Genomic DNA, 17496 nt, shown 5'->3' with positions numbered 1-17496 from the left:
CGCCGGCCCGTGCGGTCCTTCCATTCCATGCCACATAGCGATCTCCTCGCGTCGTCTTGCAGTGATTACATGATTACACGATGACGCAAGGGTTCAAGGAGCGAGCGCTAGCGAGACGCGGTCTCGAGCCCGCCGAGCACGGGCTGGCGGGAGGTCACCAGGTCGATCACCGTCTTGACACACGCCACCTGGTCGCGCATCAGGCCCTGGATCCAGGCCCGACTGGCCCGCCGGACCGAGGTGTCGCCAACCCCGACCGCGTCCAGCCCGACCGAACGAGCGGTCGCCACCGCGCGGGGCAGGTGATAGCTCTGGCTGACGACGACCACTCGGTCGACGCCGAAGACCCGGCGGGCGCGGACGCACGAGTCGTAGGTGTCGTAGCCGTGGGCGTCGGTCACCAGCCGCTCAGCGGGCACGCCCGCCGCGACTAGGTACGCCCGCATCGCCGCGGGTTCGTCGTGCTCGGGAGCTCCGGCGTCGCCCGTCAGCAGCAGCACCCGCACGCGTCCCGACTCCAGCAGCCGACGGCCGAGCTCCAGCCGAGCCGCGAGGTACGGCGAGGGCGTGCCGTCTGGCTGGACCTGCGCCCCGAGCACCAGCGCGACCGGAGCCGAGGGCACATCCGTCTCGGAGTAGCAGTGGCCGGCCGACCGCGCGCGGACGAAGGCAACCGACCCCGCGACGGCGGTCAGCGCCCCGACGCCCCCGGTCAGCAAGGCCAGCAGCACGATCTGGGCGGTGCGTCTCATCCCGGCAGCGTACGAGCCTGTGGACGACCCAAAACTGTCAGTCCTTGGTCGCAGGATGGAGCCATGACCACGACTGCGGATGTGCAGACGACGTCGCTCGACGTCACCGGACCGTACGACCTCGCCGAGGTCGCGCTGATGGGCTTCGGCCACCGCGACGAACGCGAGTTCGACGGGGTGATGCGGATGGCTTTCTGTCTTGACGGCGACTACGAGACCCCGGTCGGGGTGGAGGCCCGCCAGTCCGGGTCCACGGTGGAGCTCACGGTGCACGGTCCGCCGGACCGGTTGGCTGACGTCGCCCACCAGGTCGCGCGGGTGATCTCGCTCGACCACGACGGCGCAGCCTTCGACGCCATCTGCCGACGCGACCCGGTCCTGGCCCGGCTGCACGCGGTGGCGCCGGGCTTCCGGCCGGCGCTGTTCTACTCCCCGTACGAGGCGGCGGTCTGGTCGGTGGTCAGTGCCCGTAGGGCCCGCGGTCAGGGCATCGCACTGCGGCAGCGGATCTGCGAGCAGTACGGCACGACTTTCGACCTCGCCGGTCAGCGGGTCGCCGCGCTGCCCACGCCGTCGCAGCTGCTCGCCGTCGAGTCCGCTCCCGGACTGCCGGCCGACCGAGTTCCGCGGCTGCACGCCATCGCCCGTGCGGCCACCGAGGGACGTCTTGGCGCCGATCGGCTACGGGCGCTCGACCCGGCCGAGGCCGAGCGTGAGCTGCAACAGCTGCCCGGCATCGGTCCGTTCTACAGCTCGCTGATCGTGGTCCGCGGCTGCGGGCACGCCGACGTGCTGGCGGTCGAGGGGCACGCACGGGAGGCCGTGGAGGAGCTCTACGGCATCGACCACGAGCTGAGCGTGGTCGAGCTGGAAGAGCTGGCCGAGAGCTGGCGGCCGTTCCGGACCTGGGTGCTGGTCAGCGCCCGCGCGCTGGGGGGACGGCTGGCGGCGTGACGCTCGGGGCCCGGCGGGCAGAATGGGCGGGTGCCCGAGGGAGACACGGTCTGGCGGTCCTGCCAGCGGCTGAACGAGGCGCTGGCCGGGCAGCAGCTCACCCGCTGCGAGCTACGGGTGCCCACGCTGGCCACCACGGACCTGACCGGGGTGACGGTGCGGGCCGTGGTGTCGCGGGGCAAGCACCAGCTGTTCCGGTTCGACAACGGCTACACCCTGCACACCCACTTTCGGATGGAGGGCACCTGGCGGATCATCGAGCGCGGCCGGCGCTGGAGCGGGGGACAGGAGTTCCAGATCCGGGCGGTGCTCGCCACCGCCCGCCATGACGCCGTCGGGTACCGCTTACCGGTCGTCGAGCTCGTCCCGACCGCGGAGGAGCACACCGTCGTTGGCCACCTCGGGCCGGACCTGCTCGGTCCCGACTGGGACCTCGACGAGGCCGTCCGCCGGGTGAGCGCCCAACCGGAGCGGACCATCGGCGAGGCCCTCCTCGACCAGCGCAACCTCGCGGGCATCGGCACCCTGTACCGCTCCGAGCTGCTGTTCCTGCAGGGCCTCCACCCGCGGACGCCCGTCGGCCAGGTCCCGAACGTCCGCCGGGTGCTGCAACGGGGTCAGCTGCTGCTCTACGCCAACCGCTGGCGCACCGAGCAGTCGACCACCGGTGACCTGCGAGCCGGCCGGAGCCGCTACGTGTTCGAGCGGCCGGGCCAGCCGTGCCGGCGCTGCGGCACACCGGTGCTCACCGAGGAGTTCGGGCCCCGCGGCCAGGAACGCCGTAGCTACTGGTGCCCGCGCTGCCAGCCCCTGTTCCCTGAGCTTGTCGAAGGGCCCTGAGCTTGTCGAAGGGCTGCGAATCTGGTCAGCCGACCGTGACGGCGTTGCTCTTGGCTGCACGGCGTCGTGCGACGACCGTTCCGAACACCACCAGGCCGACACCGACCGCGATGATCACGAGGTTGACCCCGCAGTAAGCCAAGCTTTCGCTGTTGCTCAACGTGATACGTCCTTCGTCGTCGAGCCAGCTGTCGTGCAGGACGTTGAAGGTCTGCATGGTGAAGATGATCGCGTCGAGCGCCCGATAGGTGACGATCGCGGTTCCACGCTGCTTGACCAAGAAGCCGATCGTCAAGGCGAACAAGACCGTGAAGATGACGTTCAAGGGTGCTCCCGAGGTTGGCGGTGTGTGGTGGGGTCAGCATCGCCGAATCGGCACACTGCGGCTTCGGTGCCAACGCCGCCTTCCCGCCAGTGCTGGCACTGAGCGCCGCCCACCGCGTTCTGAAATCATCCTGTGGTGCCGCTGACCGCTCCTCGCCTGCTCACGGTCGCCGCCACCTCGGTCGTCTCTACCGGCCTGGTCACCGGCGCGGTCGAGCGGTCGCAGGAGCTCCTGGTCGTCTCCGTCGCGGGGGTCGTCGCCGTCGTCGGCGGCTGGGTTGTTGTGCGGCACGATGCACGCTCGCCGGTGGGCCCAGCAGTGGCGTTGGAGTGCCGCTGCCGTCGCCGTCTCCCTGCACGATGCACTGCTGGGGCACGTCCCGTGGTCGACCGGGCTCTGGCCGTTCAACCTCGCCGGGGTTTTCGCGCTTCTGTTGATCTTCCCGGACGGCCCACGGTCCGGCGGGCTTTGGCGCGCGCTGCCGCGGACATTCGTAGCGGCGGCGCTTGGGCTCCAGGTCACCCTCTGGAGATCGGCGCAGGTCGGCGGACGGGTCACCGGACCGGAACCAGCGGGGTGGCGCCTGGGCGTGGGCTATCTGTCCATGACCGTGCTGGCCGCGAGCATGGTTCTCGCGGTCGCACCTTTGGTGGTCCGCTATCGTGCGGGAACAGGACGTACTCGACAGCAGATCCGCTGGTTGCTGCTGGCCGGGATCGTGATCGTGTGGGTCATGGGTCAGGCCATCTCGCTCGGCGGCGGGCCGAATAGTGCGGCGGCCGCCTTTGTGGCGGCCATCGTGTTCCTGCCGCTGCAGCGATATGTGGCGCGACGGGTCGGACGGGTCATCGACCGCGACCGCTTCGTCGCGGTAGCGAGGGCGAGCGGTTCGCTGCCGACGTGCGGGCCGGGCGATGCCAACGGAGGAGATCGAAGGGGTACTCCGAACCGTCCAGAACGATGTTGATCTGGTCGTTCAGGTGCGGACGCCGTCCGGTTGGGCCAGGCTGGACGGAAGCAGCGTTGCCGACCCCGACAGGTTCGCTCTCGAGGCCGGCGGCGAGGTCGTGGCCAGGATCAGCCTCGGGTGGGACTCCCGCCGGGCCAGGCGATATCTCGTCGTCACCGAGGCGGTCGTCAACATCGTGAAGCATGCCGGCGCGTCGCGAGTCAGGGTCAAGATCGCCGCGAGAGATGAAGATCTCGCCGTCGAGATCACCGACGACGGGATCGGTGGGATGCCCTCGGATGCTCCGCTTCCTGCCCTGCGGGACCGGGTCCTGTCAGTCGGTGGAACGCTCGCGGTCAACAGTCCTCCGGGCGCCGGAACGACCATCATGGCGATGCTCTGATGCGGGTCGTGGTGGCCGAGGATTCCGTGCTCTTCCGCGAAGGACTCGTTCGCCTGATCTCTGAGCGGGGACACGACGTGGTAGCGGCCGTGGCCGACGCCACGGCCCTGCACGATGCAGTGGCGCAGGCCGAGCCCGACCTGACGGTCATCGACATCCGCATGCCGCCTCGGATGGAGTGTGACGGCGCCGCCGCCGTCTGCTGAAGGACCGCGTGATCGAGCTGACGGACTTCGTCGCCGCGGCCGAGCGTGTGGCCAGAGGCGGCAGCGCGCTTGACCCGGAGATCGTCCACGCACTGGTGCGCGCCAGGTTCGGATCGGCGCTGGACTCGCTGTCGGAGCGCGAGCGTGATGCTCGAACTGGTGGCTGAGGGACTGTCCAACAGCATGATTGCCGAGCGTCTCGTGCTTTCCGAGCGGACCGTGGAAACACACATTCGCTCGGTCTTCACCAAGCTCGCCCTACCGGCCGACAACGCAACCCATCGCCGAGTCCTGGCTGTGGTCACCTACCTCGAGAACCGCTGACGCACTCACCTCACCCGGGCGCCGGTCGTCGGGGTCGGCGGATAGCTGGTACGGGGTCAGTCGCTCTCCACGTAGTACGGCCGCCCGCTCGGCCGTTCGGCCGGCTCGGGCCAGAAGTCGACCATCCGGGTGATCCGCTGCTCGTCGTCGAAGGTGAGCAACGACAGGTTGGCCATCGGCTCGCCCTCGTAGGTGACCGTGAGCTGCACGGCCGCCTCGCGGTCGCCATCGGCGATGACCCGGTCCACCTCGAGGTGCCACTCCCCGGGATAGTCCTGGTTGAACCGGAGGTAGTTCTCCACTCCGTGGACGCGTTCGTGGCTCTGGGGCAGCTCGTAGACGAAGTCGGGAGCCAGCAGGGACTCCACTTCGTCCCAGGCCCGGGCTTCGAGCGCGGTGTAGTAGCGGCGTACGGGATCGGCCATGCTGCACCTTAAGGGACGTGCTGCCCGCCGGTCAGGAGGGGCTGCCGGCTTCGGTCCAGCGGAGGATGAGCCGACGCAGCAGGCGGGCGCAGATGCCGGCCATCTCCCAGCGCGACTGCTGCTCCTGGTCGCGGTAGATGCCCTCGAACGAGACGGCCAGGTAGACCAGGTGCGGGACGGCCGCGAGCCGCAGCGCCGCGGCCACGTCCACCTCGGGGAGGTGTTCGGCCCACACCTCGGCGTACGCGTCGAAGGTGGCCTGTTCGTGCTCGAGACCGCCGCCGTGGGCCAACATCAGCGCGTCGAGCACGGGGCACGCGAGGGCAGCGTCCGACCAGTCGAAGATCCGGACCCCGGCGCTGTCCGCGACGTAGTTGGCGAGGTGCAGGTCACCGTGCGCGAGGCTGTCCGGCACCCCGACGGCGGCGAGCGCGGCGTGCTCGCGCGCCACCCACGGCAGCAGTGCGACCGCCTGCTGCCGTTCGACGTGGTTCAGCAGCGCCAGCTCGAGACCGCCGCTGACGAGCTGCTCGAAGGCGGCCACCGGGGCGGTCTCGGGCCGCTCGGCGTCGTCGCCGTCGCCGTCGGTGAACGGCCGCATCAAGATCCAGCCTCTGGTCTCGTCGATGGCCAGGACGTCCGGCACCACCTCCGGCGCCAACGACGCCAGCAGCCGGGTGACCGCCGGCTCGGCGCGGAAGTGCTCGCAGGTGGCCTTGACGTACACCGACGTCGCGCCGGTGCCGGACACGACGGGGATCCGGACCACCGCAGACAGGCTCCAGACCTTGACCGCCACGGTCCCGCCGGTGCGCGTGAGCCCGAGCCGCGGCAGCTGCTCGTCCACCCACCCGTCCAGCTCCGCCGGCCAGCTGGGCCGGTACCAGGCGGGCCGTCCCGGCGGCCACGGCACGTCCCTCGCGTACTCGACCAGCCCCGTGCGGATCGCGGCCGCGACTGCGGGCGGGTGCGCGAGCCGGTCGAGGTCGTCCACGTCGAGCCAAGACGCGTCGGCGATCGAGGGATCGGGTCCGGCCAGCGGCAGGCCCAGCAGGTGCACCGTCGTGGTCGGCTCGCCGCCGAGCCGGGTGGCGGGGGCGAGCACGGTGGCCGAAGCGACACCGGCGGTGGCGACGACCTTCGGCGTCTCGAGCCAGCCGTCGCTGTCCTCGACCCGCGGCAGCACGGGTCCGGAAGCGCCGTCCGACACGAGCAGTCGGCCGCCCCGGACCGCCGCGACCAGGTCCACGCCCGCCGCGGCCCCAGGGCCGCTCACCGCAGGGCCTCCGCAACGACGACCGCGGCGGCAGCCGACCACGCCTGGGGCCGGCAGCTGGCCGGGTAGGGGACCGGCTCGCCTTCGCCGCTCCACAGTTCCGGCAACCGCTGGTCGAAGGCCACGGAGGCGCGTAGCAGCCCCTCGACCAGACCGCCGGCGTGCTCGCCCAGGCCGGCGCGGACCAGCCCGGCGATCACGATGGCCGTGTCGTGCGGCCAGACCGAGCCGCAGTGGTAGCTCAACGGGGAGTAGCCGCCGTCCGTCGCCGCCATCGTGCGCAGACCGAGGCCGGAGTCCAGCGCCGGGCTCGAGACGTGCCGGGCGACCAGCCGTTCTTCGTCGGCGTCGAGCAGACCGGTGCCGAGCAGATGCCCGATGTTGCTGGTCAGGGCGTCGACCCGACGCTTGGATCCGTCGAGGGCCAGCGCCGGATAGCGGTCCTCGCCCGTCCCGCACCAGAACGACGCCCGGAAGCGCACGGCCAGCTCGGCGGCCCCGGTGCGAAGCCGGTCTCCGCCGGGTCGGCCGTACGCGTCGAGCAGCGCGGCGCCGCCGAGGGCCGCCTCGTGGGCGTAGCCCTGCACCTCGCACAGGGCGACCGGACCCGTGGCGATGCTCCCGTCGGCAAACCGGACCGAGTCGGCGGAGTCCTTCCAGCCCTGGTTGGCCAGTCCGTGACCGGTGGCGTCGAGGTACTCCCCGAAGCCGTCCCCGTCGGCGTCGAACGACTCGGTCAGCCAGGCCAGCGCCCGCTCCAGGTTCGGCAGCAGCGCGGCCACCTCAGCGTCGGGCAGCCCGGCCCGCCACGCGTCGTGCAGCAGGCAGACCCAGAGCGGAGTCGCGTCGATGGTGCCGTAGTAGAGCGGCGGCAGGGCCATGTCGCCGAGTGCGAAGGACCCGCGGCGCAGCTCGTGCATGATCTTGCCGGGCCGTTCGGCGGTCTCGTCGTCGGTCCGGCTGCCCTGCAGCGCAGCCAGCGCGCGGAGCGTCCCGCGGGCCGGCGCGAGGTCGGTCGGCAGCACCATCCGGGCCGCCCAAATGCTGTCCCGGCCGAAGAGGGTCAGGTACCAGGGGGCGCCGGCGGCGTAGAACACGTCGTCCGGGGCCTCAGGCCGGACCATCCGCAGACTGTCCAGATCGGCCAGCGACCGCTCGAGCCACGGGCGTAGCCGCTGGTCAGCGTCAGGCGCGACCAGCTGCTCGTACGGGACCGGCGGAGCAGGTGCCGCGGCCGCCACCGCGGCGCCGACGTCCTGCACCTGCAGCCGCCAGCCCACCTCAGTCCGACCGTGCGCCGGCACCTCGACCCGCCAGCGGGCCGTCACGGTGAGCTGGTCCGGCGCGAGCTCCAGGCTGGTCCCGGTCGCGGTCAGCGTGGCGGACAGGGTGCCCCCGCCCCAAGCCAGCAGCTCACCCTCAGTCTTGTCGGGAAAGGGAAGCGGGACGGACGGCTCACCCACCTTGATCGCCTCGATCAGGGCCAGGTCGGCGGCGAAGGTCACGGCGACCTCGACCGACACCGGCCCGGGCAGCACCGACGTCAGCTGCAGCTGCTCCGCCACCGAGCCGGGCTCGACCCGACGCACCCGGTCGAGCCGTACCTGCGGGTCCGGGCCCGCACCGAGGTCCGCGCCGATCTGGCGGAGCAGCGAGGTGAACGTCGCCTCGCGGCCGCGGACCCGGGTGGCGATGTGCTCACCGACCTGCCCGTCGACGGTCAGCGTCGCGCGGCTCAGCACCCGGACGTCGGCGTGCAGCACGCCCTCCGCGCTCGGACCGGTGCTGCCGGGGTCGATCTCGCCGCTCCACGCCGACAGCACCTGCGTCGGTGCGGCAAAGACCGTGACCAGGTCGTGCAGGAAGGGTTGCCGGGGCTGGGGCACCGGTTAATCCTGCCAGTCCCTCGTCGAGGGTGGGATACTTCCTCTTCGTGCCCTCTTTGCCCTCTCTGCTGAGCTCTCGGATCGAAGCCGTCGTCGGTGTCGACCCCGAGCTGCGGCCGGCCACCAAGCCCCAGTTCGGTCACTTCCAGTCGAACGTCGCGCTGCGTCTGGCCAAGAGCGAGGGACGGCCGCCGCGCGAGGTCGCGGCCTCGATCCTCCAGCGGCTCGACCTGGACGACCTCTGCGAGACCCCGGAGATCGCCGGCCCCGGCTTCCTCAACCTGCGGCTGAAGTCGTCGGTGCTGGCCGACTGGGTGACCGGTCAGCTCGCCGACCCGGCGGCCGGCATCGTGCCCGGTGAGTACCGGCAGGTCGTGGTCATCGACTACTCCGCGCCCAACGTGGCCAAGCAGATGCACGTCGGCCACCTGCGCACCACGATCATCGGTGACTGCCTCAACCGGGTGCTGACCGCGGTCGGCCACCAGGTCATCCCGCAGAACCACATCGGCGACTGGGGCACCCAGTTCGGGATGCTGGTCGAGGAGATCCTCGACGAGGGCATCAACCCCGACGATCTCGACCTACCGGCGCTGGCCGACCTCTATCAGCAGGCGTCGACCCACTTCAAGGCCGACACGGAGTTCGCCACCGCCGCCCGGCAGCGCGTCGTCGCCCTGCAGGCCGGCGACCTCGAGACGCGCAACATCTGGAGGCAGCTGATCGAGTCGTCCCTCGTGGGCTTCAACGCCGCGTACTCCCGGCTCGGCGTGCTGCTGACCGACGACGACCTGGCAGGAGAGTCGATGTACAACGACGACCTGCCCGTGGTGGCCGAGGAGCTGGAGTCCACCGGTGCGGCCGTGATCGACGACGGCGCGCTCTGTGCCTTCGTCGAGGGCTTCAACGCCCCGATGATCGTGCGCAAGCGGGACGGCGGCTTCGGCTACTCCGCGACCGACCTGGCCGCGGTCCGGCACCGGGTGCGCGACCTGCACGCCGACCGGCTGATCTACGTGACCGACGCCCGGCAGGCCGACCACTTCGGCCAGGTGTTCGCGGTCTGCCGCAAGGCGGGCTACCTGCCTGAGGGCGTCCGGGCCGAGCACGTCGGCTACGGCATGGTGCTCGGGCCGGACGGCAAGCCGTTCAAGACCCGGGAGGGCACCGCCGTCCCGCTGACGGCGCTGCTGGACGCGGCCGAGGCACAGGCCTCCCCGCCGGTGGCGCTGGCGGCGATCAAGTACGCCGACCTGTCGACCGGGCTCAACAAGGACTACGTGTTCGACGTCGACCGGATGGTGCAGACCACCGGCAACACCGGCCCGTACCTGCAGTACGCGCACGCCCGGATGGCCCAGGTGCTGCGCCGGGCGGAGGCGGACGGGCTCACCGGTCAGGTGACGGTCACCGTGCTCGGCGAGCCCGCCGAGCAGCAGCTCGCCCTGCTGCTGTCCCGCTTCGGCGAGGTCGTCGCCGAGGTGGCGGAGTCGCTGCAGCCGCACAAGCTGTGCACCTACCTCTACGACCTCGCCGGCGCCCTGTCGACCTTCTACGAGCAGTGCCCGGTGCTCAAGAGCGACGGCGAGGTCCGCGACTCCCGGCTCGCGCTCTGTGCCGCGACCAAGAAGGTGCTGGGATCCGGCCTCACCCTGCTCGGCATCCCCGCACCCGACCGGATGTAGGCCAACGACCACGTTTGGAAACGCGCCCTGAGCTTGTCGAAGGCCCCGAAGGGGTTGCGCTTCTCCTTCGGTCGCCCTACTTGAGCAGGTCCGGGTTCAGCCGCCGGTCGTTGGCGAGCCAGGCGGCGCCGACGATGCCGGCGGTGTTGAGCAGCTTGGCCGGCACCAGCTCGGCGTGCACCTTGATCTTGGACAGAAACTTGTCCGAGTCCTTGCTGACCCCGCCGCCGATGACGATCAGGTCCGGCCAGAGCAGTGCCTCGACCCGCTCGTAGTAGCGCTGCAGCCGCTTGGCCCACTGGCTGTAGGACAGGTCCTCGCGGTCCTTGACGCTCGAGGCGGCACGCGACTCGGCGTCGTGACCGTCGATCTCGAGGTGGCCGAACTCGGTGTTGGGGATCAGCACCCCGCGGTAGACCAGCGCCGACCCGATGCCGGTGCCCAGCGTGGTCAGCAGCACCAGACCGGGGTGGTCCTTGGCGGCGCCGAACTTGACCTCGGCGACGCCAGCAGCGTCGGCGTCGTTGACCAGGTAAATGTCGCGACCGAGGTGGTCCTCGAAGATCTTCTCCGCCTCGGCGTCGATCCAGGACTTGTCGATGTTGGCCGCCGACCGGGTCTGGCCGTGGGTGACGACGGCCGGGATGGTGACCCCGATCGGGCCGTCCTTACCGATGGTGTCGGCAAAGTGGTCGACGATGTCGCCGACCACCTTGGCGACGTTCGCTGGGGTCGACTCGGCGGGCGTGGCGATCCGGAGCCGCTTCTCGGTGAAGTCCCCGGTGGTCAGGTCGACCGGAGCCCCCTTGATGCCGCTGCCGCCGATGTCGATGCCGAGGACGGGAGCCGTGTGCACGGGTTGGTCGGTCATGGCTGGCAGCCTAGCGATAGCGGATCCCCGTGGGGAGGGTGGTGGCTGTCACACTGGCACCATGCTGACCGCCCCGAGCGCCGAGGCGAGCCGGCTGATCCCCGCGGCCGCCGCCGACATCTTCGAGCTGCTGGCGACGCCGCGCCAACACGCGCTGATCGACGGGTCGGGTCAGGTCCGCGGTGCTCAGGACCGGACGCCCGAACGCTTGTCGGCCGGTGCCCGGTTCGGGATGCAGATGCACTGGGGCCTGCCGTACAAGATCCTGAACGAGGTGGTCGAGTTCGAGGAGGGCCGGCGGATCGCCTGGCGGCACTTCGGCGGGCACGTCTGGCGCTACGTCCTCGAGCCGGTCGACGCGACCAGCACCCGGGTGACCGAGCAGTTCGACGCTCGCCCCTCGCGCTCGCCCCTCGTCCTGCTGCTGATCCGGGCGGCCAGCCGGAACCAGCGCGCGATCGAGCAGACCCTGATCCGGCTCGAGGGCTGGGCGCGGGACCGCACCCCGGGCGGCGCCGGTCTCAGCTCGTGAGCTGGCGCAGGCACCAGGCGTAGAGCTCGGGCTGGTCGAGGCACGCGTCGGAGAAGTAGAACCCCGCGAACCGCCGGTACACCGCGAGCCAGCGCGGTAGGTCGCCGGCGGTCACGTCGAGGTCGCCGTAGCGCTCGAGCGCGACCGACTGCAGCCAGGCGGCGTCCTCGACCGCGCCGGCGTACGTCTCCAGCTCCAGCGCGGCGATCGCCAGGCTCAGGTCGAGCAGCGGGTCGCCCTGCACCGTGTGCGGGCTGAAGTCGCCGAGGCCGGTGACCACGGGCCCGGCCGGTCCCAGGCTGACGTAGGCGTTGGGCGGGCAGATGTCGCCGTGCACGACGACCGGCACGACGACCCGTTCCAGCAGGTCGGCCTGCAGCCGGTCCCACACCGCGGCCACGTCGGGCAGGTCGCGCCCCAGTGCGGCCGAGCTGCGGCTGACCGGGCCGGCCAGCATCACGTTCGCCAGCTCGGGCCAGGTGCCGTAGGACCGGGGCGCGTCGGGTCCGACCAGGCGGGCGAAGTCCGGCAACGGCGCAGGCAGCCGGGAGACGGTCGTGGTCGCATCCAGATAGGTCAGCAGGGCTTGGCGTCGCTGATCCGTCGGCGCCTCGGCCAGCCAGTCGGAGAAGCTGCGGCCCGAGAAGCGCCGGTCGACGGTGAAGCTGCGGCTGCCCTCGCGGCCCGTCTGCCAGATCAGCGGCACCTCGACGCCGACGTCGGTACCGCGCCAGAAGTCGTACAGGGAACGAAGCTGGCCCGACGTCAGATCCGGCGCCTCGTGCCCGGATCGGTAGAGCCGCAGCACCCGCTCCGGGTCGGACAGCGCAAAGACCTCGCTCTCGGAACCGGCGCCCAGCAGGGCGGAGCGGTCGGTGCCGAACGCGGCCAGCAGCGCGGCCTCGTCGTCGGTCGAGGAGGTCACTTCGCGGGCGGCGGCCCGGCGGTCGACGTCGGCGGCTCGGGCCGCCCGCGCACGGTCGAGCTGGCTCATGGCCAGCTCGCGGGCCGCGGCCTGGTCGAGCTGGTGGGCGACGACGTTGACGGGGCCGCGCGGGGTGTCGCAGTGGACGTCGGCGAGGTGCAACCGCCGCTGGAGCGGACCCTGCTCGATCCGGACGGACTGGGTCTTGGCGTGCGGCAGGACGTCGCGGACGTGGGTCAGCCAGCCGTGCTCGGTGACCAGCGCGCGGTCGTCCCAGCCGTAGCGCAGCGTCCACCAGTCGAACCAGCGGATCCAACGGGCGCGTCGCGGGACCGGGTGCAGGGCGATCGCCGGCAGGTCGATCCCCGGCAGCACCTGCTCGAGCGCCAGGGCGACCTCGGCGGCCGTCGCGACCGGCAGCAGCACGCTGGTCGCGCTGCGCTCGTTGTTCTCGCTGTCCCCGCTGGCGTAACCGACGATGTCGACGTCCACCCGGTGCCAGCCGAACGGCCGCCACAGCACGGGCTGGCTGACCCTCACGCCCTGGATCCGGTCGACCGGAACCGACTGGCTCGTCAGGTTGGTCAGCCCGCGGGTGACCCGCAGGCCGCGCGAGGAGGCCGACAAGGTAAAGCCGTACATCTGGAAGACGCGGCGCCCGACCACCGAGACCGCGCCGATCAGCAGCGGCAGCAGTCCCGGCAGCGCGTACGCCACCACGTCGAAGATGCTGGTGACCACCAGCACCAGCACGGTCGAGCCCGCCGACACCAGCCACTCGGTCGAGACCAAGAAGCTGAGCACCAGACGCCGCGGTGTGACCCGCACCAGTGGTCGGTCGTCCGCGGCGCGGTCGGTGAACGCGCTGGCGGGCAGGGCGAGGTCGGGATCGTCGGGGTGTTGGCGTCGGCCGTGCGCGCGGGCCAGCAGGTACTCGCGCAGCCGGGTCGCGCGGGTGCGGCTCAGGTAGCGCAGCCGTAGCGAGCTGTCGCCGGCACCGACCTCGATCCGCAGCTCGGCCAGGCCGAAGAGCCGGGCGGCGAAGGGCTGGATGATGTCGACCGACTGCAGCCGCTCGAACGGCACCCGCTTGGAGCTCTTGAACAGGGCGCCGGTCTCGAGGCGCAGCTCGTCGGAGTCGATGACGAAGCGGGTGAAGTACCAGCTGACAAAGCCGGTCCCGCCGGCCAGCAGCAGGAAGCCGGCGACGAACGGCAGGAACCTGACCAGGTCGCTCGCCGAGAAGCGGTCGTCGCTCCCGTCGGGGATCAGCTGTTGGGAGAGGGAGAAGAGGAGGGCGACGAAGACGATCCACCCCCGGATGAAGGGGCTGAGCGGGTGCGGCCGTTCGGTCTGCTTGACCGGCGGGGCGCCGGGGACGGCGGGCGCGAGCGGCTCGCTGCCCGGAGCGGTCTCGGGCTCGGCGGTGGGCGGGGAGGTCATAGCCCGGAGGCCTGCGCCTCGCCCCGCTCGGTCAGCCGGTCACGGAGCCGGGCTGCCTCCTCCGGCGGAAGTCCCGGGATGGTCGCGTTCGTGTCCGGGCTTGCCGTCTTCAGCGTGACGCTGGCCAACCCGAACGCCCGCTCCAGCGGTCCGGACTCGACCTCGACCAGCTGCATCCGGCCGTACGGGACCGCGACGAGGGTGCGGAAGAGCACGCCGTGGGTGATGTAGAGGTCGTCGTCGCGCTCGACGTAACCCCAGGAACGCCAGGTGCGCTCGATCAGGCTGTACCGGACCACCACGATCACGGCGGCCAGCACCCACAGCAGCAGCGAGACCCACCAGAGCCCGAACGCGATCCCCAGGATCAGCGCCGGGATGGTGAAGATCACCGGAGCCACCAGCACGGTGGTCAGCCGGCGCAGCGAGCGGTACTGGGGGGAGAGCCGCTGCCAGTCGTAGCCGGGCGGTGCGAAGAGGTCGTCCATGGCGCCCCCAGGCTACGGGTTCAGTGGTGCGAGTGGTGTCCGCCGGCCGAACGGCGGCTGAGGGCGGTGGCGCCCCACCGCTTCGCGGGCCGCGGTCCCTTCACCGACACGCCACCGAAGATCGCCATTCCCTTGATCACCAGGACCGGTCCGCCCGGGGTCGGCTCACCGACGTTCTTCACGTCGCTGCCGCCGAAGATGCCCGTCGTCTGGTCGCGCACCTCCACACCGGCCGGCACCTTGATGTCCAAGCCGCCGAAACACCAGACCCCGGTGATCTCGGTGACCGGGCTCTCGAACGTCGCCTCGCGCATGTCGAGGTCGACGCCGCCGAAGATGGCGTACGACTCGATCCGGCGCCGCACCCGCCAGACCCCCTTGCGCTCGGCGCCGGAGAAGATGGCGATCATCCGGTCGGTCTCGTCGCTGGCGGCGACCATGTCGATCCGGGGACCGACCGGCGCGACCGTCGCCGGCGCCGGCCGCACGTCGACGAGGTCGCGGGTCAGACCGACGAGGTCGTCGAACGTCTTGGCCGCCAGCAGGCCGTCGATCCGCTCGTCGTACTCCTCCCGACTCAGCCGTCCCTCCGCGAACGCCGTGCTGAGGACGGTCGACACCTGGTCCCGGTCGCTGTCCGCCGCGCGCAGGTGTCCGCCCGCGACAGGTCCGACGCCACTGGGTTCGACGGTGTTCTCGGTCATGGCCTCACGCTAGGCCGCGGATGCTCCGCTGGCGAGGGGTCGGCGCCAAGCTCCGGGGCCGGCGGGGTGTGCTCAGGGGCAAACCCTGAGCGCTCACGTCGCGGTCGGCGCTGGCGTCGTGCGCCCGGCCGGTACGGATGCGCCCCGCAGGCGGGGCGCACGAGGGCCGGGGAGGCGCACGGGCTGTCTCGGGCTGGCAGCTTGGGGGTCCGGATGAGCTAGACTTTCGAACGCGGTTCGCCGCAGGTGGACGTCGTACAATGGCAGTACATCAGCTTCCCAAGCTGAGAATGCGGGTTCGATTCCCGTCGTCCGCTCCATCTTCGGCGGAGCTGCCCCTGGAGAAATGTCAGACGACGGCGTCGGGCAGAATCCGCGAATGTGACCGAGCGCTATGCCGTGACCGTGACCGCAGGATCCCTCACGTCGGCGGACGAGCCGACCGCGCGTTTCCCGCACCGCTGGACCGCCGGCGGGGTCAGTGTCACCGCCGCCTTCACCGGCGCCCACCTGCTGCACCTGGCGACGGCCGGCTGCGTCCTCAACGATGTCTACCGAGAGGCAGCCGAGCTCGGCCTCGCCGTCGAGGGCGTCCGGGTGGACGCTTCCGGGGACTTCGACGTCGAGTCCTGGCGGTCCACCGGCGTGGAGTACACCGTGCAGGTCGACACCGCGGCCACGGCGGACGAGCTGGCGAACCTGCTCGCCCGGGTCGACGCCGTCGCCGAGATCCCGCGCGCGATCCGAGCGGGCGCCCCTGTCCGTCGCGTCGCGGCCGAGGACCGCTGGCTCGACTACTGCCTGGACAAGCCGGGCGCCTGGCGCGACGAGCCCTGGGAGGACGACGTGGTGGCCAAGGTCGGGCCGGCCGGCACGGGCAAGATCTTCGCGTTCCTCGGCCTGCACGGAGTCGCACCGAGCATCGGGCTGAAGTGCGGCAACCGGGAGGAGGCCGACCTCCTGCTCGAGCGCTATCCGGCGGCCGCCTCCCGAATGCCGTACCTCGGCCAGCACGGCTGGAACTCCATCCAGCTCGACGGAACCGTCCCCGAGGACGAGGTGCGCGAGCTGATCGACGCCTCGTACGCGATGGTCGTGGCCAAGCTGCCGCGCTCCCACCGGCCCGCCTGAACTGCGCTCGAGCATCCCGGGGGTCGGCTTTCGATACCCCAAGTATGCAAAGCCGGGCCTTCCCGATACCCTAGGTATCGAAAGGACGGCACCACGATGAGCTCCACCCTTCCCCGCTCCCGCACCAAGCGCTCCGACGTCCGTGAGCAGGTGCTCCGGGCGGCGGCCACTGCTTTTGCCGAACACTCGTACGCCGAGGTCTCGGTCACCGCCATCGCCGCCGCGGCCGGTTTCACCAAGGGGGCGGTCTACTCCAACTTCGGGGGCAAGCCGGAGCTCTTCGCTGCCGTCTTCGCTTCGGAGTTCACCGGCCTGCTGGGCAACGTGCTGACGCTCGCCATGGCGGCGATCGAGGCGGACGGTGCCACCGATCCGGCGCACGCGGTCGGCGCTTCCTTGGCCCAGGGCGTCGCGGACGATCAGCGGCTGCCCGCGCTGCTCGCAGAGTTCCGGGCCCTCGCCGCGCGCGACCCCGAGCTGGCCCGGGTCTACGGCGACCTGCGGCTGCGGCAGCGCCGCGAGCTCGAGCAGCTGCTGACCGGTGTCGCGGACCGCGTCCCGCTGGCCGACGGCGTCGACGTGGCGGTCGCCGCCACCCTGCTGCTCACCTGCGTCAACGGCGTCTCCCTCGAGTACGCCGCGGCGCCCCACAGCCTGCCGCTGCCGCTGATCGAGGCGATGTTGACCCACGTGATGACCGGGATCCTGGCGTGAGCGCTCCGCTGATCCTCGTCGACGACCTCGGCCTGGCCAGCCGCTCCGGGACGATCTTCGCCGACCTCACGTTCGGCGTCCCCCGCGGCGAGGTCTCGGTCGTCGTCGGGCCGTCCGGCAGCGGCCGGTCCTCGTTGCTGCTCGCCGTCTCCGGTCGGATGCGTGGGCTGACCGGCAGCGTCCGGCTCGGCCGGCACACCCGTACGACGCGGCCCCGGCAGCTGCGCGAGATCACGGCCATCGCGCGGATCGCCACCCTGGTCGAGCCGGAAGGTCAGCTCACCGTCGGTGAGTCGATGCTCGAGCGGGCCCTGATCGACGGTGTCCAGGCCGCGGACGCCGACCTCGCCTTCGCCGAGGCGGAAGAGGTCACTGGCGTGACGTTCGACCGCGACGGCCTGGTCGATCAGTTGCCTGCGTACGAGCGCTCGCTGCTCTGCGTCGCGCTCGCGATGGTCAAGCCGTCGGAGCTGATCGTCTTCGACGACGCCGACCGGTCGCTCGACCTCGCCGCGCAGCGGCGGCTGATGGCCGCGCTCACCCTGCTCTGCCGTCCGGGCCGGACCATCCTCACCAGCACCACCGAGGTGGCTGCGGTCCCCGCCGAGGCTCACGTGATCCACCTGAACCCCACCACCGGTACCGACGAGAAGACCCCCTGAC

21 protein-coding genes and 1 tRNA gene are annotated in these 17496 nt (G+C 71.3%); 13 read left to right on the top strand and 9 right to left on the bottom strand.

Going from position 1 to position 17496, the window contains the following annotated elements; translation table 11 throughout:
• Positions 1 to 107: 107 nt before the first annotated feature.
• On the bottom strand, positions 108 to 752 hold the full coding sequence (locus tag ACFE76_RS01485) for a vancomycin high temperature exclusion protein (RefSeq protein ID WP_375429959.1): 645 nt from the start codon (positions 750 to 752) through the stop codon (positions 108 to 110).
• Between the two features lie 63 nt (positions 753 to 815).
• Between ACFE76_RS01485 and ACFE76_RS01480 the strand changes: the two genes are divergently transcribed.
• The gene (locus ACFE76_RS01480) at positions 816 to 1706 is read left to right on the top strand and encodes a DNA-3-methyladenine glycosylase family protein (RefSeq protein WP_375429958.1); all 891 of its coding nucleotides are present in this window, start codon (positions 816 to 818) and stop codon (positions 1704 to 1706) included.
• A 30-nt stretch (positions 1707 to 1736) separates the two neighbouring features.
• A complete protein-coding gene (locus tag ACFE76_RS01475) occupies positions 1737 to 2546 on the top strand; it encodes an Fpg/Nei family DNA glycosylase (RefSeq protein ID WP_375429957.1) in 810 nt (269 codons plus the stop codon).
• A 25-nt stretch (positions 2547 to 2571) separates the two neighbouring features.
• On the opposite strand, the gene ACFE76_RS01470 is transcribed toward ACFE76_RS01475, so the two are convergent.
• The gene (locus ACFE76_RS01470) at positions 2572 to 2841 is read right to left on the bottom strand and encodes a hypothetical protein (RefSeq protein ID WP_375429956.1); all 270 of its coding nucleotides are present in this window, start codon (positions 2839 to 2841) and stop codon (positions 2572 to 2574) included.
• A gap of 619 nt (positions 2842 to 3460) precedes the next feature.
• Between ACFE76_RS01470 and ACFE76_RS01465 the strand changes: the two genes are divergently transcribed.
• Genes ACFE76_RS01465 through ACFE76_RS01445 form a run of 5 tightly spaced genes read left to right on the top strand, consistent with a single transcriptional unit; the run spans position 3461 to position 4753 of the window.
• The gene (locus ACFE76_RS01465) at positions 3461 to 3838 is read left to right on the top strand and encodes a hypothetical protein (RefSeq protein ID WP_375429955.1); all 378 of its coding nucleotides are present in this window, start codon (positions 3461 to 3463) and stop codon (positions 3836 to 3838) included.
• Positions 3786 to 4223, top strand: a complete 438-nt coding sequence (locus ACFE76_RS01460; RefSeq protein WP_375429954.1) for an ATP-binding protein — start codon at positions 3786 to 3788, stop codon at positions 4221 to 4223. The genes ACFE76_RS01465 and ACFE76_RS01460 overlap by 53 nt, the downstream gene beginning before the upstream one ends.
• Positions 4223 to 4429, top strand: a complete 207-nt coding sequence (locus ACFE76_RS01455; protein WP_375429953.1) for a response regulator — start codon at positions 4223 to 4225, stop codon at positions 4427 to 4429. Before ACFE76_RS01460 ends, ACFE76_RS01455 begins: the two co-directional genes overlap by 1 nt.
• Positions 4430 to 4437: 8 nt before the next feature.
• Positions 4438 to 4596 (top strand): hypothetical protein, encoded by a 159-nt coding sequence (locus ACFE76_RS01450; RefSeq protein ID WP_375429952.1) that lies wholly within the window; start codon positions 4438 to 4440, stop codon positions 4594 to 4596.
• A complete protein-coding gene (locus ACFE76_RS01445; RefSeq protein ID WP_375430134.1) occupies positions 4577 to 4753 on the top strand; it encodes a response regulator transcription factor in 177 nt (58 codons plus the stop codon). Before ACFE76_RS01450 ends, ACFE76_RS01445 begins: the two co-directional genes overlap by 20 nt.
• A gap of 56 nt (positions 4754 to 4809) precedes the next feature.
• Here ACFE76_RS01445 and ACFE76_RS01440 read toward each other — a convergent pair whose 3' ends face one another.
• From ACFE76_RS01440 to ACFE76_RS01430, 3 genes are read right to left on the bottom strand one after another with little or no spacing between them, the layout of a single operon-like run.
• Positions 4810 to 5178, bottom strand: coding sequence for a nuclear transport factor 2 family protein (locus ACFE76_RS01440; RefSeq protein ID WP_375429951.1), 369 nt, complete (start codon positions 5176 to 5178; stop codon positions 4810 to 4812).
• A 31-nt stretch (positions 5179 to 5209) separates the two neighbouring features.
• The gene (locus tag ACFE76_RS01435; protein ID WP_375429950.1) at positions 5210 to 6454 is read right to left on the bottom strand and encodes a phosphotransferase family protein; all 1245 of its coding nucleotides are present in this window, start codon (positions 6452 to 6454) and stop codon (positions 5210 to 5212) included.
• Positions 6451 to 8340, bottom strand: coding sequence for a glycogen debranching N-terminal domain-containing protein (locus ACFE76_RS01430; protein WP_375429949.1), 1890 nt, complete (start codon positions 8338 to 8340; stop codon positions 6451 to 6453). Before ACFE76_RS01430 ends, ACFE76_RS01435 begins: the two co-directional genes overlap by 4 nt.
• Before the next feature lie 47 nt (positions 8341 to 8387).
• On the opposite strand from ACFE76_RS01430, the gene argS reads away from it, so the two are divergent.
• Positions 8388 to 10025 carry an arginine--tRNA ligase gene (gene argS, locus ACFE76_RS01425; RefSeq protein WP_375429948.1) on the top strand — a complete coding sequence of 546 codons (1638 nt, stop codon included), beginning with the start codon at positions 8388 to 8390 and terminating at the stop codon, positions 10023 to 10025.
• A 76-nt stretch (positions 10026 to 10101) separates the two neighbouring features.
• Here the strand turns inward: argS and ppgK are convergent, their stop codons facing one another.
• Positions 10102 to 10896: a polyphosphate--glucose phosphotransferase gene (ppgK, locus tag ACFE76_RS01420; protein ID WP_375429947.1), complete on the bottom strand. Its 795-nt coding sequence runs from the start codon at positions 10894 to 10896 to the stop codon at positions 10102 to 10104.
• Between the two features lie 61 nt (positions 10897 to 10957).
• On the opposite strand from ppgK, the gene ACFE76_RS01415 reads away from it, so the two are divergent.
• Positions 10958 to 11428: an SRPBCC family protein gene (locus ACFE76_RS01415; RefSeq protein ID WP_375429946.1), complete on the top strand. Its 471-nt coding sequence runs from the start codon at positions 10958 to 10960 to the stop codon at positions 11426 to 11428.
• Here ACFE76_RS01415 and ACFE76_RS01410 read toward each other — a convergent pair.
• The 3 genes from ACFE76_RS01410 to ACFE76_RS01400 are packed head-to-tail and all read right to left on the bottom strand — an operon-like array spanning position 11418 to position 14988.
• Positions 11418 to 13796 carry a PH domain-containing protein gene (locus ACFE76_RS01410; RefSeq protein WP_375429945.1) on the bottom strand — a complete coding sequence of 793 codons (2379 nt, stop codon included), beginning with the start codon at positions 13794 to 13796 and terminating at the stop codon, positions 11418 to 11420. The genes ACFE76_RS01415 and ACFE76_RS01410 overlap by 11 nt on opposite strands.
• On the bottom strand, positions 13793 to 14284 hold the full coding sequence (locus tag ACFE76_RS01405) for a PH domain-containing protein (protein WP_375429944.1): 492 nt from the start codon (positions 14282 to 14284) through the stop codon (positions 13793 to 13795). The genes ACFE76_RS01410 and ACFE76_RS01405 overlap by 4 nt, the downstream gene beginning before the upstream one ends.
• A gap of 20 nt (positions 14285 to 14304) precedes the next feature.
• A complete protein-coding gene (locus ACFE76_RS01400; protein WP_375429943.1) occupies positions 14305 to 14988 on the bottom strand; it encodes a DUF1707 domain-containing protein in 684 nt (227 codons plus the stop codon).
• A 246-nt stretch (positions 14989 to 15234) separates the two neighbouring features.
• Between ACFE76_RS01400 and ACFE76_RS01395 the strand changes: the two genes are divergently transcribed.
• The 4 genes from ACFE76_RS01395 (at position 15235) to ACFE76_RS01380 (ending at position 17495) form a co-directional block, all read left to right on the top strand.
• Positions 15235 to 15308, top strand: a tRNA-Gly gene (locus ACFE76_RS01395).
• 61 nt (positions 15309 to 15369) lie between these two features.
• Complete coding sequence (locus ACFE76_RS01390) at positions 15370 to 16119, top strand: MmcQ/YjbR family DNA-binding protein (RefSeq protein WP_375429942.1); 750 nt, start codon at positions 15370 to 15372, stop codon at positions 16117 to 16119.
• A gap of 96 nt (positions 16120 to 16215) precedes the next feature.
• Positions 16216 to 16833 (top strand): TetR/AcrR family transcriptional regulator, encoded by a 618-nt coding sequence (locus ACFE76_RS01385; RefSeq protein WP_375429941.1) that lies wholly within the window; start codon positions 16216 to 16218, stop codon positions 16831 to 16833.
• Positions 16830 to 17495 (top strand): ABC transporter ATP-binding protein, encoded by a 666-nt coding sequence (locus ACFE76_RS01380; protein WP_375429940.1) that lies wholly within the window; start codon positions 16830 to 16832, stop codon positions 17493 to 17495. Before ACFE76_RS01385 ends, ACFE76_RS01380 begins: the two co-directional genes overlap by 4 nt.
• Position 17496 lies beyond the last annotated feature (1 nt).

The organism is uncultured Friedmanniella sp., assembly GCF_964244005.1.
Taxonomy (GTDB): domain Bacteria; phylum Actinomycetota; class Actinomycetes; order Propionibacteriales; family Propionibacteriaceae; genus Microlunatus.
This window is presented reverse-complemented; position numbering and strand designations above follow the sequence as displayed.

Excerpts from the sequence above, each read along its gene's own strand:
- ACFE76_RS01485 (WP_375429959.1), bottom strand. The coding sequence starts at position 752 with ATGAGACGCACCGCCCAGATCGTGCTGCTGGCCTTGCTGACCGGGGGC.
- ACFE76_RS01480 (WP_375429958.1), top strand. The coding sequence starts at position 816 with ATGACCACGACTGCGGATGTGCAGACGACGTCGCTCGACGTCACCGGA.
- ACFE76_RS01460 (WP_375429954.1), top strand. The coding sequence starts at position 3,786 with ATGCCAACGGAGGAGATCGAAGGGGTACTCCGAACCGTCCAGAACGAT.
- ACFE76_RS01455 (WP_375429953.1), top strand. The coding sequence starts at position 4,223 with ATGCGGGTCGTGGTGGCCGAGGATTCCGTGCTCTTCCGCGAAGGACTC.
- ACFE76_RS01445 (WP_375430134.1), top strand. The coding sequence starts at position 4,577 with ATGCTCGAACTGGTGGCTGAGGGACTGTCCAACAGCATGATTGCCGAG.
- ACFE76_RS01440 (WP_375429951.1), bottom strand. The coding sequence starts at position 5,178 with ATGGCCGATCCCGTACGCCGCTACTACACCGCGCTCGAAGCCCGGGCC.
- ppgK (WP_375429947.1), bottom strand. The coding sequence starts at position 10,896 with ATGACCGACCAACCCGTGCACACGGCTCCCGTCCTCGGCATCGACATC.
- ACFE76_RS01415 (WP_375429946.1), top strand. The coding sequence starts at position 10,958 with ATGCTGACCGCCCCGAGCGCCGAGGCGAGCCGGCTGATCCCCGCGGCC.
- ACFE76_RS01410 (WP_375429945.1), bottom strand. The coding sequence starts at position 13,796 with ATGACCTCCCCGCCCACCGCCGAGCCCGAGACCGCTCCGGGCAGCGAG.
- ACFE76_RS01405 (WP_375429944.1), bottom strand. The coding sequence starts at position 14,284 with ATGGACGACCTCTTCGCACCGCCCGGCTACGACTGGCAGCGGCTCTCC.
- ACFE76_RS01400 (WP_375429943.1), bottom strand. The coding sequence starts at position 14,988 with ATGACCGAGAACACCGTCGAACCCAGTGGCGTCGGACCTGTCGCGGGC.
- ACFE76_RS01385 (WP_375429941.1), top strand. The coding sequence starts at position 16,216 with ATGAGCTCCACCCTTCCCCGCTCCCGCACCAAGCGCTCCGACGTCCGT.